At 37.5% G+C, this 13,630-nt stretch carries 13 protein-coding genes and 2 riboswitches; of the genes, 4 read left to right on the top strand and 9 right to left on the bottom strand.

What is annotated here, in order from left to right; all coding sequences use genetic code 11:
• Window positions 1-2: 2 nt before the first annotated feature.
• From BLR36_RS14055 to mtnK, 6 genes are all read right to left on the bottom strand, one after another.
• Window positions 3-1,169: a TraB/GumN family protein gene (locus BLR36_RS14055; RefSeq protein ID WP_093062386.1), complete on the bottom strand. Its 1,167-nt coding sequence runs from the start codon at window positions 1,167-1,169 to the stop codon at window positions 3-5.
• A gap of 346 nt (window positions 1,170-1,515) precedes the next feature.
• Window positions 1,516-2,508 carry an ABC transporter permease gene (locus BLR36_RS14045; RefSeq protein ID WP_371326727.1) on the bottom strand — a complete coding sequence of 331 codons (993 nt, stop codon included), beginning with the start codon at window positions 2,506-2,508 and terminating at the stop codon, window positions 1,516-1,518.
• A 1-nt stretch (window position 2,509) separates the two neighbouring features.
• Window positions 2,510-4,015, bottom strand: coding sequence for a sugar ABC transporter ATP-binding protein (locus BLR36_RS14040; RefSeq protein WP_093062383.1), 1,506 nt, complete (start codon window positions 4,013-4,015; stop codon window positions 2,510-2,512).
• 60 nt (window positions 4,016-4,075) lie between these two features.
• Window positions 4,076-5,164: a sugar ABC transporter substrate-binding protein gene (locus tag BLR36_RS14035; protein ID WP_093062382.1), complete on the bottom strand. Its 1,089-nt coding sequence runs from the start codon at window positions 5,162-5,164 to the stop codon at window positions 4,076-4,078.
• Window positions 5,161-6,222: an S-methyl-5-thioribose-1-phosphate isomerase gene (gene mtnA, locus BLR36_RS14030; RefSeq protein WP_093062381.1), complete on the bottom strand. Its 1,062-nt coding sequence runs from the start codon at window positions 6,220-6,222 to the stop codon at window positions 5,161-5,163. The genes BLR36_RS14035 and mtnA overlap by 4 nt, the downstream gene beginning before the upstream one ends.
• The gene (gene mtnK / locus BLR36_RS14025) at window positions 6,219-7,409 is read right to left on the bottom strand and encodes an S-methyl-5-thioribose kinase (RefSeq protein ID WP_093062514.1); all 1,191 of its coding nucleotides are present in this window, start codon (window positions 7,407-7,409) and stop codon (window positions 6,219-6,221) included. The genes mtnA and mtnK overlap by 4 nt, the downstream gene beginning before the upstream one ends.
• A 74-nt stretch (window positions 7,410-7,483) precedes the next feature.
• Window positions 7,484-7,640: riboswitch (SAM riboswitch) on the bottom strand.
• A 159-nt stretch (window positions 7,641-7,799) separates the two neighbouring features.
• Window positions 7,800-7,904: riboswitch (SAM riboswitch) on the top strand.
• Between the two features lie 62 nt (window positions 7,905-7,966).
• Between mtnK and mtnW the strand changes: the two genes are divergently transcribed.
• From mtnW to BLR36_RS14005, 4 genes are read left to right on the top strand one after another with little or no spacing between them, the layout of a single operon-like run.
• The gene (gene mtnW, locus BLR36_RS14020) at window positions 7,967-9,187 is read left to right on the top strand and encodes a 2,3-diketo-5-methylthiopentyl-1-phosphate enolase (RefSeq protein WP_093062380.1); all 1,221 of its coding nucleotides are present in this window, start codon (window positions 7,967-7,969) and stop codon (window positions 9,185-9,187) included.
• Window position 9,188: 1 nt separating this feature from the next.
• Window positions 9,189-9,854, top strand: coding sequence for a 2-hydroxy-3-keto-5-methylthiopentenyl-1-phosphate phosphatase (locus BLR36_RS14015; protein WP_093062379.1), 666 nt, complete (start codon window positions 9,189-9,191; stop codon window positions 9,852-9,854).
• Window positions 9,851-10,465, top strand: a complete 615-nt coding sequence (locus BLR36_RS14010; RefSeq protein WP_093062378.1) for a methylthioribulose 1-phosphate dehydratase — start codon at window positions 9,851-9,853, stop codon at window positions 10,463-10,465. Before BLR36_RS14015 ends, BLR36_RS14010 begins: the two co-directional genes overlap by 4 nt.
• 15 nt (window positions 10,466-10,480) lie before the next feature.
• Window positions 10,481-11,014, top strand: coding sequence for a 1,2-dihydroxy-3-keto-5-methylthiopentene dioxygenase (locus tag BLR36_RS14005; RefSeq protein ID WP_093062377.1), 534 nt, complete (start codon window positions 10,481-10,483; stop codon window positions 11,012-11,014).
• 51 nt (window positions 11,015-11,065) lie between these two features.
• Here BLR36_RS14005 and BLR36_RS14000 read toward each other — a convergent pair whose 3' ends face one another.
• Genes BLR36_RS14000 through BLR36_RS13990 form a run of 3 tightly spaced genes read right to left on the bottom strand, consistent with a single transcriptional unit; the run spans window position 11,066 to window position 13,333 of the window.
• On the bottom strand, window positions 11,066-11,800 hold the full coding sequence (locus BLR36_RS14000) for a hypothetical protein (RefSeq protein WP_093062376.1): 735 nt from the start codon (window positions 11,798-11,800) through the stop codon (window positions 11,066-11,068).
• A 21-nt stretch (window positions 11,801-11,821) separates the two neighbouring features.
• Window positions 11,822-12,556: an amino acid ABC transporter ATP-binding protein gene (locus tag BLR36_RS13995; RefSeq protein ID WP_093062375.1), complete on the bottom strand. Its 735-nt coding sequence runs from the start codon at window positions 12,554-12,556 to the stop codon at window positions 11,822-11,824.
• An 18-nt stretch (window positions 12,557-12,574) separates the two neighbouring features.
• Entirely contained in the window at window positions 12,575-13,333 is a 759-nt protein-coding gene (locus tag BLR36_RS13990; protein ID WP_093062374.1) for an amino acid ABC transporter permease, read from the bottom strand.
• Window positions 13,334-13,630 lie beyond the last annotated feature (297 nt).

The raw sequence follows: 13,630 nt of genomic DNA, 5'->3' as shown, positions 1-13,630 counted from the left end.
ACCTATAGATTTTGGAAAAATACTCGTATGACATCTGCTCCACCTATAAAGGTGCCAAGCGATCCAAATAAGTTAGTTAATACAACGACGAGTAAAACTCGAGTTACTTTGTTTCTCCAAAACCCTTTAATCGTAAAAACATCTTCTGATAAACTTTCAAAATCGGCTATTGTGGGACGCTTGGTATACGCTTGGGCAAGTCCAGAAAACCAACCGGATGCCAAAATAGGATGTAGCGCCGTAACTGGTGCCGTGATGAATGCCGCTAAAATCGCCAATGGATGTCCTAATGCTACTGCCGCTCCAACTGCAGCCATAGATCCAGTCCAAAGAACCCAGCTCAGCGCTTGATCAAAACCTGCAGAGGGATTCGCAATGAATGTAATCACGATTAATGCCACAATTAATATCGGAATAGCCCAACCTATTATTTTAGGAACAATAGATTTTGGTGGTAACGCAGATAGTTTAACTAAATCCTGCTCCTTATGAATTTCCTTGGTAATACCAGGTACATGCGCAGCGCCTAAAACGGCTACAATTTTTTTCCCAGGTGCTTCTTTGATTTTTTGAGCTAAATATTGATCGCGCTCATCGATTAACGGTGTTTTTAGCTTTGGAAAGGATTCTGTAAACTCCGCTAGAACGGCATTTAAAGTATCCTTGGACTTCATATTCTCCATTTCTTCTTCCGTAATAGTATCCTTACTGAAGATGCTAAAGAAAACGGAAGTAAGTAATTGTATTTTACCTGTCCACCCCAGATTATGCCATATACGCGAAAAAGTAGTTTGGATATTACGGTCAGCTAATACAATCTCAGCCCCGTTCTCGTTAGCACTTGCAATACCTTGTATCATTTCTTGACCTGGTTTAATATCAAACTGTTTAGCCATCCGATTTTGGAAAGATGAAATGGCCAAGTTCATTAATAGTAGGGTAGCTTTCTTATCCTTAATGACTTTGAAGATATCCGTCTGCTTCCACTTATTATTATCTATAATGGATTGGTATCTTTGCTCATCCAATTCAATACAAACAGAATCCGGTTGTTCTCTATCAATAACTTCCTTAACCTGTTCTGCACTCTGTCTAGATACATGTGCCGTTCCGATGAGAATAATTTCTTTGTCATTTACATGTAAACGTGTAATATTTTCTTCAGACATAAACTACTTCCTTCATCTAGTGTATTATCTCTTAGCAAAATTACTAAAAGATTCCTTATACTCATAATGAAGTAGATTAGCCCAAATTTCAATGATGTTGCTGCTTCATTTGAGATCTTTTTTGAAAATCTTTCATTTGAGTCAACTTCATAAAACATTTTAAATAGTGAAATCCAACCAACACTGATTTCAGCTCTAGGCGGACGCTTTCCGCTGGAGTCGTCGCCTGTCGCTCCAATCAACGGTATTAACCTTATAAAAAACATAGTATTATTAAGTTAACATTCGTGTTTTAAAGTGAAACAGGCAGTTATGAAATTTGATTCATTTAGTAAATTCACTCTCGCTAAGCGCGAGAAAAACGTTTTTTCGCATAAATGTAAGTTACTGCTAGCGCTGAAACTAATACTGTTCCTTTAATGATATCAAAAGCATAATAAGGTAAGTTTAAAATGGTTAGTCCGTTCAGTAGGATTCCAATTACTGCAGCTCCAAAAAAAGTTCCCAGTGCATTAGGCTTCCCAATTCCAAGTACGGAGTAGCCAACAAAGACTGCAGCAACAGCCTCCATTAAAAGTGGAGTGCCGGCATCAATTTGACCTGAGCCTACCCTTGCTGTGAATAATACCCCTGCCAATGAGGCAAAAATACCAGAAATGATATACGCGATAAATTTAACTTTACGAGTATTCACACCTGACAATGTTGCAGCTTCCTCGTTTCCACCAGTCATATATAATATACGCCCCCAGCGTGTATGATTCAGAACGATATAAGCTACTATTACGAGTATTAACATTATCCAAACAGGTACAGGTAAACCAAACAATCTACCTTGGCCGATCCAGAGAAATGCTTCTGAAAATTGCCCTGGGGCAGTTCCACCAGAGGTAAGTGGCATATTATTGTAAATGGAGTATCCTTCTGTATAGGTCCGATGAAAGCCGGCGACAATATACATTGTGCTTAGTGTTGCTAGTAAATCAGGAATACCTAAAATGACAATTAGAAAACTATTAACTAATCCAACTAATACCCCTACAAGAATAGGTACAATTAATACAAGCCATAGAGGCATTTCATACCAAACCATTAATGATGCGGTCACAACTGTTGATAGCGACATAGTGGAACCAACACTTAAGTCAAAACCTCCTACTACAAGTGTGAAAGTTACTCCTAATGCCAAAAGGGTGACGATTGAAATAGAACGCAGAATATCCGTAAAATTTGCATATGTAAAAAAAGCATCACTTATTGAACTAAAATAAATAATAATACATATAAGAAGGGCAATAGCACCAAATTTAAATAAAAAGTTAACACCTGTTTCTTGCAACTTATTCTTCCTTACCTCCGCTTGCATATAGCAAAATCCTTTCCTGGGTCGCTTCTTCCCGTGATAATTCCTTCACGATTTGACCATCATACATAACTAAAATGCGATCAGAAATTCCTAAGACTTCATGAATTTCACTTGAAAAGTAAATACAGCTCTTTCTTTTTCGGGCAAATTCACGCACTAACCTATAAATATCTGTCTTTGCCCCAATGTCTACTCCCTTTGTTGGCTCATCGAATAAATAAAGAGTCGAATCTAGGGAAGTCCATTTGCCTATAGCAACTTTTTGCTGATTTCCTCCACTCAAATAAACAAGAGGTGTCTCTGTGTTGCTTGTCTTAATTTGTAATCGCTCAACAATCTCTTTCGCAAAGGACTTTTCTTTTCGTTTATCCATAAATAAAAACCGAGAAAAGTTTTGTAAATTAGGAAATGATGCGTTCGTTTGTAATGCTTCATGAACAAATAGACCTTCTTTTCTTCTTTCTTCGGGAATGAGGGCCATGCCTGCTTTGATCGCATCTTTTGGATGCTTTATTTTTAAGGTGTTACCCAAGACCTCAATAGTTCCTTCTGTATGTGGTGAATATCCAAATAACGTTTTAGCTAACTCTGTTTTTCCGGCCCCTACAAGCCCGACAATACCAACAATTTCTCCTTCAGATACGTCAAAAGAAATATTCCTTAGCTTTACTCCGTCTGAAACTTTCTTCACACGAAGTAATGTATTTCCTAATGTATGTGTGCGAACGGGAAAATCTTTACTATAAGAAGTTCCAAGCATAGCTTCAATGATCTCTTCCTGTTTAGTATTGGAAGTGCTATATGTCCCTACAAACTTACCTTCTGCCATAACAGTTATCCGATCACAGATTTCAAATACTTCTGGTAGTCGATGAGATATGAATATACATCCCACTCCACTTTCTTTTAACCTTTTAATAACTGAAAATAACTTAGTAGATTCGTGAATAGATAGAGGTGCCGTTGGTTCATCGAAGATAATAATTTTGGCAGAACTTATCAGCGCACGAGCTATTAATACTAGCTGTTTTTCTGCTAAAGTAAGCATAAACGCTGGTTTCTCTACTGGAATATCCTCCGCCTGTAATTGCTTCAAGGCATCACGCGCTTCGCTATTTAGTTTCTTTTTGGAGATAAACATACTAGTTCCAGCAACAATCGAATCTAGCAATATATTCTCTGCAACAGAAAGTTCTGAAACGATTGCAGTATCAACCTCTTGATATACACAATAAATACCTTGGTCCTTCGCTACTTTGGGAGAGCGTATACGTACTTTTTTTCCCTCAAACAAAATCTCTCCCATGTCTTGCTCGTATACACCTGAAAGTATTTTCATAAGCGTACTTTTTCCAGCACCATTTACACCAAGTAAAGCATGCACTTCTCCTTTCTGAAGATGAAATTCAGCTTTTTGCAAGGCATGAACTTTTCCAAATGTTTTATCTATAGCTTTCATGGAAAGAAAAGGATTTGGCATGTATTTCTCCTTTCTAAGAAAAAGCTGTCCCTTTAAACAGGACAGCTTAAATCTTATAAGTTATCTGTTGTCTTCTAACTCTTTTAATTCATCTGTGTAACCTTGATCACTTGCTCCCCAACCTTCAATATGGTCACTGAGTTCATTCGTCGTTACTGTTTCTTCCGGCAATTTAGATGCTTCTACAAAAACTGGCTCTAATACAACCTTTTCTTCTACATTACCTCCGCTAATTTTTTGGTATAAATAACGCACTTGAATACGGCCGATATCCTTAGGATCTACTGCTGCAGACGCAACCCAGGGACTATTGTCATTTTGAATCATTTGTAAATCTTCATCACTCATATCGATACTATATACTTTAATATCCGTACGTCCCGCTTGTTCTATTGCTCGAACTGCACCCTTTGCAAACTCGTCCCAAGCAGCCCAAACAGCTGTAATTTCACCTTTTTTAGGATATTTTTTTAATACCGCTTCCATTTGTGACTGAGTATCTAAAGCAGTATTTTGCGTTGCTGCACCGAATGTTGAGATTTCTTTAATTCCCGGATTCTCTCCAAGAAATTTTTCATATGCCACTTGGCGTCTTTCCATTGGTGCAAAACCTGCTACCCATATTTTTACGATATTCGCTTCACCATTTGAATCTTCCGCTAGTTTCTCTAGTGTCATTTGTGCCATTTTTTCATCGCCTTGCTCTAAAGAGGTTACTCCCTCCACTTCTACTCCCGCATCAAATGCTACAACTGGAATTCCTTTTGCAACTGCATTCTCTACTCCTTGGTTCAGTGCTTCTTTTGTACCGTGATCTATTAAAATACCGTCAACTCCTTGATTCACGGCTGCATCCAAATTAGAAGCCATTTTAGCTAAATCACCATCAGAAGTAAACACTGTTACAGTTCCGCCAAATTTCTCTACTTGCTCCTTAATTCCTTCAATATACTGAGCTGAAAATGTCCCTAAGTTTTGTTGCATAACTAACGCAATTTTCTTACCGACTAGTGGATTTTCTGAAGCTTTTGCATTATTACTAGAGCTTGATGACTTTGTTGCTTCTCCATCACCTTTTGGCTGACAAGCAGCTAATAAAATCCCTATAATTAAGATCGTGAATAGTAACCAATACTTATTTGTTCTCATTGTCCTTCTCCTTTTTCAATTGAATTGACTAGTTGTGTAGATATATTTTCAACGTAGTCAGGATAAATAATTCCTTTTTCTGTAATAATAGCAGTGATATATTTAGATGGTGTCACATCAAAAGCAGGATTAAAAACCTTCGTGTCAACTGGTGCAATAGCCTGACCATTAATATGTGTAATTTCCTCTGCTTTCCTTTCTTCAATTGGAATTTCCAACCCATCTTTTATAGACAAATCGAATGTAGAGGATGGTGCAGCTACATAAAATGGAATTGAATTTACGGAAGCTAGAATAGCCAAGTTCAGAGTTCCAATCTTATTTGCAGTATCTCCATTTTTGGCTATCCGATCTGCTCCGACTATAATTGCTTCGATTCCTTTTGCCCCGATTGTGTGTGCAGCCATACCATCGGTAATTAGTGTCACATCGACACCTGATTGCTGCAGTTCCCACACCGTCAACCTGCCACCTTGAAAGACAGGTCTAGTTTCACATGCGAATACTTCAAACTTTTTGCCGTGTTCCTTCCCTAGATGGAACGGAGCTAAAGCAGTACCATACTTTGCAGTGGCAATTGAACCTGCATTGCAAATAGTCATTACCTTCGTTTTGTCTTCCAGCAAAGTAAGCGCGAATTCACCAATATTCCGACAGGACTCCTCGTCTTCCTTATGTATTTTCCTTGCTTCTTCCACTAGTAGCTGCTTTGCACTCGTAACATTATCAACTTGATTTACTACTTTCAACAATCGCTTGAGGGCCCAAACTAAGTTGACAGCAGTTGGTCGAGATTCACCCAAGTAAGTTGCATCTTTTTTTAGTGTTTCTAGAAAATCTTTCATCGAATGTGTTTTATAATTTTGAGCCTCCAGAGCTAATCCATATGCCGCCGTAATTCCAATAGCAGGAGCACCCCGGACTTTTAGGGTAATAATTGCATCATAAACGTCTTTAATTGTATCTACTTTTAAATAGACAATTTCATGCGGAAGCTTCTGTTGATCTAAGAGTATTAACTGCTTATTTTCCCATTTAATCGATAATGGTATAGTCATTGTTGAATTTCTCCTAATAACTCAATTACCGCATCGATTGAGTCTATTTGATAACGTCTAACTATTAGTAATTCTCCCGCTTTAAGCGTTTGTTTTTTTAGTAAAATTCGTTGCTCTTGGTTTTCAATGCTATCTAAGTCTTTGACATGTGCCAATCCAATTGTTCTACGAATAAGTTCACACCCTGCAAAACCTAGTGAATCGTGAAATATTTTTTCCAATACAAATGCATCGTAGCCTTCTATATTCTTAAACGAATCGAATTCACTCTGTTTCAAAAAATCTGAAAATTTGGCAGAGAAAATAAGCCATGTGTTTTGTATATGCTCGTTAATAAACTCACGTTGTTCGCCTTCTCTTGTTATGGATTGAACGATTAAATTTGCCAAAAACAAGCCTATATCAAATCCAATAGGACCATAAAAAGCAAACTCTGGATCGATAACCTTTGTTTCTTGTTCACTTGCAAATATACTTCCCGTATGAAGGTCTCCATGTAGTAAAGCCTCTGCCTCTGTCAAAAAGCTTCGTTTTAGTTTTGCCACTTCGAGCTTTAATAAATGGTTAGTCCAAATAGCCTCGACTTCTGCTTGTAATGCAGGTTCAAAATCATTTGTTTCATGATTAAAAAAAGGATCCGTAAATATTAAGTCTTCTGTGATTTTACACAATTCTGGATTAGAAAACTCTACAACAAGCGCCTTTTTTTCAAAAGGGTGAAGTGCAAAATCAGAGGTATTAAAAAGTGTTAATGCTAGATATTCTCCAATATCGGTTGATAATTTAGGATATGATTCACCTTTTATCAAACCTTCCCGTACTATTTGCAGATGTGACAAATCTTCCATTACCGTGATAGCTAAATCTTCATCTGTTGCATAGACTTTGGGAACAAGCCCAACAGCATATTCTCCATGTTTTTGTAAGGTAGTTGCTTCAATCTTTGCCCTTTTCAGCGTAAGTGGCCAACTCTCTCCAATAACCTTTGCATATGGTAGGGCTTGTTTAATAATAATCCCTTGTTTACTCACCTGATCTGTTATATGGAATACATAGTTTAAGTTTCCATCACCAATCTCTTTGCAAACTAATTGAGCTTCGTTTGAGAACAAGGATAATTCCTTTGCCAATGAAATTGCCGTTTCTTCCGTTAATGATTCGTATTGTTTTGTAGTTACTACAGCCATTACTTTCTCCCTTTCATTTACAAAAATAAAAACCTCTTTCAAAAGAAAGAGGCTTAGAATAAGAGATTCTGAACCTCTTATCTCTCAGAAAGTAAACTTTCTGATGGAATTAGCACCGTGCCTTACGGAATTTTACATTCCGGCGCATAAAGCGCCCCGTCTCACAACGGTATTACGGTCGGTTGCTGGGCTTCATAGGGCCATTATCCCTCCGCCTGCTCTTGATAAGAGTACGTTACAACTATTTATGATTGATTAGAATCCTAGCATATTAGAAAAAGTTATGTCAACTGTTTTTTAAATAAAAATAAATTTAAATTTTCTTATTGACAGAATTTTTATACCATGGAATAATCAATATAATTTATTAAATACTTTAACCGAATATTTTTCTTATTTAGAGCAGGTGGAGGGACAAGCCCTATGATACCCGGCAACCGATTCAATTTTGAACACGGTGCTAATTCTTGCAGCTAACAAGCTGAGAAATAAGAAGTTGTTAGAATATTAACCTCTTCTTATTTGAAGAGGTTTTTTTAATGTCAGGAGTGAAATAAATGAGTGGAGTTACTGCGCACTATCAACTATATGGAAAAGCTGGATCCTTTGAAAAAAAGGCGGAAGATATTGCACTTGGATTGACTATTGGTTCTTGGACCACTTTAGCCTTGTTAGAACAGGAGCAGTTAAAAAAGCATAAAGGAGATGTCCTTTCCGTTACGGAATTTAAGGATATACTACATCCAATTCATCCTGAAAAGGTTAAAGGAGAAATTAAAATATTCTACCCTGCCGCAAATTTTTCTGCTGATATACCTGCAATTTTAACTACAGTATTCGGCAAACTATCCTTAGACGGTGAAATAAAACTATTAGATTTAGAATTCGATTCAAATATATTGTCCCTTTTCCCAGGACCTCGCTTCGGCATTCAAGGCATTCGAGAAAGATTAGGAGTTTTTGAACGTCCACTTATCATGAGTATATTCAAAGGAGTCATTGGTAGAGATATTGAATATTTAGCCGAACAGCTCAGACAACAAGCACTGGGTGGAGTTGATCTTGTAAAAGACGATGAAATACTATTTGAAAATCCTCTAACTACTTTTGAAAAGCGTATAACTACTGGACGAGAAGTGCTACATCAGGTGTATGAAGAAACCGGTCACCGTACGCTATATGCAGTAAATTTATCTGGACGTACTTTCGAATTAAAGGACAAGGCAAAAAAAGCACGAGAACTCGGAGCAGACGCACTCTTATTTAATGTTCATGCTTACGGATTAGATGTTCTTCAGGAGCTAGCGGAAGACGATGAAATTCAATTGCCACTCATGGCGCATCCCGCTTATAGTGGAGCATTTACTTCTTCAGCATTTTATGGAGTTTCAACGCCATTAGTTCTTGGAAAACTCACTCGTTATGCAGGTGCGGACTTCTCATTATTCCCTTCACCTTATGGAAGTGTTGCACTTGAAAAGTCTCTAGCTCTTTCTCTAGGTGAAGAACTAACAAAAAACAGTAAGGTTAAACAAAGCTTTCCTGTACCATCTGCAGGCATTCACCCTGGTCTTGTACCACTATTAATGAATGACTATGGAATAGATAGCATTATTAATGCAGGGGGCGGTGTCCATGGGCATCCCGCCGGTGCAATCGGAGGTGGGCAAGCTTTTAGGCAAGCTGTATCGGCGGTATTGGAAGGTATTCCATTAGAGCAGGCAGCGAAACAACATAGTGAACTAAAAACGGCACTTGAATTATGGGGTGATAAATAATATGAGTAAACTTGTAATTTTTTGTGACTTTGATGGAACTATTACCAATCAAGATAACATTATGGCAATCATGAAAAAATTTGCACCACCAGAATGGATACCCATTAAAGATGATATTTTAGGTCAACGAATTTCCATTAGGGATGGCGTAGCAAAAATGTTCTCTCTCCTACCTGTTGAATCAAAGGATGAAATTATTTCTTTTGTGCGTCAGCAGGCAATCATCCGTGATGGGTTTAGTGAATTTGTATCCTTTACAAAAAAGCATGACATACCACTTTACATCGTAAGTGGCGGGATAGACTTTTTCGTTCATAATCTACTAGAACCATTTGGACCATTTGCAGGAGTCTATTGTAATACATCAGAATTTTCCAAGGATACAATCCACATTGAGTTTCCGCATAGTTGTGATGAACAATGTACGAGTCAAGGCTGTGGTTGCTGTAAACCTTCTATTATTCGTACCCTTCTTCACCAAGAAGCAGTGAGTGTTGTTATTGGCGATTCGATTACTGATTTAGAAGCAGCAAAATTGGGAGATATCATTATCGCAAGAGATTTCTTAATCAAAAAATGCGAAGAATTAAATATTCCCTATGAGCCTTTTGAAAACTTCCACGATGTAATAGAGATTATTGAGCCGAAGTTAGGTGTGGAAATATGACATTACAATATAAATGGGAAGAACTTGCCGACATAAAAGATGAATTAGCCTCCAGAGATTGGTTTATGGGAACAAGCGGAAACCTTGCTATTAAAGTACAGACCGACCCTATAGAGTTCTTAGTAACTGCAAGCGGAAAAGATAAAAAAAAGAGAACATCAGAGGACTTTTTACTTGTTGATGTTGATGGAAAAGCAGTGGAAAGCACTCATTTAACTCCTTCAGCCGAAACATTACTACACTGTGCAATATATAAGAAAACAAATGCAGGTTGTAGTCTACACGTCCATACAGTGCATAATAACGTTATTTCCGAATTATATGGAGATCAAGGCTCAGTAAGTTTTCAAGGTATTGAACTCATTAAAGCTTTTGGAATGTGGGAGGAAGATGCTATCCTTTCCATCCCCATTATCCCTAACCACGCGCATATTCCAAGACTTGCAGAGGAGTTTGCATCTTCTATTTCAGCAGATAAGGGAGCTATCCTTATTCGTAACCATGGGATAACTGTTTGGGGAAAAGATGGATTTGAAGCTAAAAAACTACTAGAGGCTTGTGAGTTTTTATTTCAATATCAATTAGCTTTGCATCAAATAAACTTAAAATAGAAAGGGAGATTATTAATGGCTATTATTAAAATCCAAGGAACAAATGAAACAATTGAAGCTCAAAACGAAGTTGCAGCATTTTTAGAAAGTCAGGAAGTAATTTATGAACATTGGGATATTAACAAGTTACCGGAAAACCTTCGTGAAAAATTTGACTTAAGTGATGAGGATAAACAACAGATTCTTCAAGCTTTCCAGGTGGAAATTGACGATATTTCTACCCGCCGTGGCTATCAAGCAGCTGATATTATCTCGCTTTCTGATTCTAACCCTAACTTAGACGAGCTATTAAAAAATTTCGAACGCAAGCATATTCATACAGACGATGAAGTTCGTTATATTGTAAGTGGTCATGGTGTTTTCATCATACAAGGGAAGGATGAACGCTACTTTGAAGTACATCTTTCACCTGGTGATTTGATATCCGTACCTGAGAATATTACGCATTACTTCACATTATCAGAAGACCGTAAAGTTGTTGCTATTCGTATTTTTGTAACAACAGAGGGATGGGTGCCTGTTTATCAAGAGGAAGCAGTAGAACAATAAATTTAAGTATTTTATTGCCTCCACTTAGTTTTACTAAAAAAGTGGATGAACTCATTTTATGAGTTCATCCACTTTTTCCATGTCTATTCGGTAAATTCCTTTTATATCGCGTAAAATACAACCGTTTGTCTCGAAAATCTTCCTCATTGGGGCATTACCTGTATCTGTACTTCCTACATAAATTTTAGCACCGAGTGGTTTCAACAGCTCCAATGTAACAGCATGAAATAGCTTACCGTATCCTTTACCTCGTTGCTCTGGCACAACCCCAAAATAAAACATTCTTCCTTCATCAGTTGTACCCTCTTCAATATGAGGAATACTAATACCAGAATTCATCCCATTTTGAGAAAAAATAAAGCACTGGTCTCGCCAATTTTCACCTAGTTCCCGTTCAAGCGATTCCATTATCTGACTTATTGAGAACAAATTATTTTTGTTAGCTGAACCAGTCCTGCATGCATCGTACAATAAAGCAAATTCTGAATCCGACACTTGACTGTCTGAAAGAGCTACTACTTGAACACTCTTAGATGTTTTAAAAGGTCCTTCCAATATCCTTGTATACTCCACAATAGAAGATACCTTCTTGAACCGACGCTTTAAAAGCCAGTCCTCGTTCTCCTCATCCATCAGAAGTGAGAGATATGCTACATTTTGTTCCTGCCACTCTGTTAATAATTTATCAAATGCAACTAAATAATCTATATTTGGAATATGAGATACTTTAAGTTGATCCACAAGCCAGTATTCTTGGTCTTTTTTAATCAGATTGAACAGGTTCAACTGTCGATTCCCCCATTATTGTTAGCTTAATGTTCTTTTTAAGAAAGTTTTCGTTCTTTCTTCTCTTGGGTTATTAAAGATTTGTTCTGGAGTGCCTTCCTCAGCAATTACACCTTTATCCATAAAAACAACTCGATCCGCTACTTCTTTTGCGAACTCCATTTCATGTGTAACAACTAACATGGTAAGTCCAGTGCCTGCTAACTCTTTCATTACTTTTAACACCTCTCCAACCATTTCTGGATCAAGTGCCGAGGTTGGTTCATCAAATAACATAACATCTGGCTCCATAGAAAGGGCTCTAGCTATCGCAACACGTTGCTTTTGACCTCCTGATAATTGCTTTGGTTGGGCATTCACATAATGATCCATCCCAACTACTTTTAAATATTTTAACGCAATTTTTTCAGCATCCTCTTTCGAGCGTTTTAATACTTTTACTTGACCCACGATACAGTTATTCAAAACATTATGGTTATTAAATAAGTTGAACTGTTGGAAAACCATTCCCAACTTTGTTCGATAGGCATGAATATCATGTTTTTCGTCTAAAATATTCTCCCCGTGATAAATGATTTGTCCACCACTAGGTTTTTCTAACAAATTTATACACCGAAGTAAAGTCGACTTTCCTGAACCAGAGGAACCGATGATACAAACAACCTCTCCTTTGTTCACTGAAAAATCTATATCTCTTAGAACCTCATGATTTCCGAAGGATTTACTTAAATGTTGAACTTCGATGACATTATCCATAGATTTCTCCTCCTTCGTTTAATCGATTTTAGCATTTTTAGGTAACATAAGCTGTGGTGGTGGCTGTCCAATCATACTGTAGTTTTCTGGACCATCTAATTTTCTTTCTATATATCGTAATATTAACGTCACCGTAAATGTCATGACAAAGTACAAAATACACGCTATAAAGAAAGGTTCAAAATATTTGAAGCTGATTCCTGCAACTGTTTTCGTTTGAAAATATAGTTCCGTAACACCAATAACATTTAATACGGAAGTATCTTTAATATTAATAATAAATTGATTGCCTGTTGCTGGTAAAATATTTCGAATTACCTGTGGCAAAACAACATTCCACATTGTTTGAACATGATTCATACCTATTGCTTGGGCAGACTCAAATTGTCCCTTATCAATAGAAATAACTCCACCTCGGACGATTTCTGCCATATAGGCACCGGTGTTAATAGAAACGATAAATATCGCCGCCAATGTACGGTCCATATCTACACCAAACGCTAATGCAGAGCCATAAAAGATAACCATCGCCTGAACTATCATTGGAGTTCCTCTGAAAAATTCTATATAGACAGAGAGTATCAAATTTACTATTTTTAACAAAGCCCTTTTTAGTTTTCTTTCCGGCGTGGGAATTGTACGAATAACCCCTGCAAGCAAACCAATAACTGCTCCAAAAATTGTACCTATAATAGAGATTAACAGGGTCATCCCCGCTCCACGAAGGAACATCGGCCAGTTATTTGTAATCATCGAAATAATATACTCCAAACTCATACATTTCCCTCCTTTCTTAGAAAAGCGGCAGACGCCGCTCAGCAGCGAAGAACGCCGGAAGACTAGAAGTAAAAGGCGACGCTTTTTGCCTTTTCTACAAGTCTGAAGCGATTGAGCTGCTGGCGTCTGAAGCTAGACAGTTTAGAAAAGCGCAAGCGCCTAGGCAAGCCACGACTGTCGCTGGAAGAATTTCACGTAAACGCGTCCTTTACTGAAATTCCGAAGCGACTCAGGCGGGCTAGGCGCTGTAGCTAGACTGATAATTAGTAAAAATTAATATAAAAACCGACTGCAAAA

Source organism: Psychrobacillus sp. OK028, from assembly GCF_900103605.1.
Lineage (GTDB): Bacteria > Bacillota > Bacilli > Bacillales_A > Planococcaceae > Psychrobacillus.
This window is presented reverse-complemented; position numbering and strand designations above follow the sequence as displayed.

What these genes read in the sequence shown, in the direction of transcription:
- BLR36_RS14055 (WP_093062386.1), bottom strand. Translation starts at nt 1,169, where the DNA reads ATGTCTGAAGAAAATATTACACGTTTACATGTAAATGACAAAGAAATT.
- BLR36_RS14040 (WP_093062383.1), bottom strand. Translation starts at nt 4,015, where the DNA reads ATGCCAAATCCTTTTCTTTCCATGAAAGCTATAGATAAAACATTTGGA.
- BLR36_RS14035 (WP_093062382.1), bottom strand. Translation starts at nt 5,164, where the DNA reads ATGAGAACAAATAAGTATTGGTTACTATTCACGATCTTAATTATAGGG.
- mtnA (WP_093062381.1), bottom strand. Translation starts at nt 6,222, where the DNA reads ATGACTATACCATTATCGATTAAATGGGAAAATAAGCAGTTAATACTC.
- mtnK (WP_093062514.1), bottom strand. Translation starts at nt 7,409, where the DNA reads ATGGCTGTAGTAACTACAAAACAATACGAATCATTAACGGAAGAAACG.
- mtnW (WP_093062380.1), top strand. Translation starts at nt 7,967, where the DNA reads ATGAGTGGAGTTACTGCGCACTATCAACTATATGGAAAAGCTGGATCC.
- BLR36_RS14015 (WP_093062379.1), top strand. Translation starts at nt 9,189, where the DNA reads ATGAGTAAACTTGTAATTTTTTGTGACTTTGATGGAACTATTACCAAT.
- BLR36_RS14010 (WP_093062378.1), top strand. Translation starts at nt 9,851, where the DNA reads ATGACATTACAATATAAATGGGAAGAACTTGCCGACATAAAAGATGAA.
- BLR36_RS14005 (WP_093062377.1), top strand. Translation starts at nt 10,481, where the DNA reads ATGGCTATTATTAAAATCCAAGGAACAAATGAAACAATTGAAGCTCAA.
- BLR36_RS13995 (WP_093062375.1), bottom strand. Translation starts at nt 12,556, where the DNA reads ATGGATAATGTCATCGAAGTTCAACATTTAAGTAAATCCTTCGGAAAT.
- BLR36_RS13990 (WP_093062374.1), bottom strand. Translation starts at nt 13,333, where the DNA reads ATGAGTTTGGAGTATATTATTTCGATGATTACAAATAACTGGCCGATG.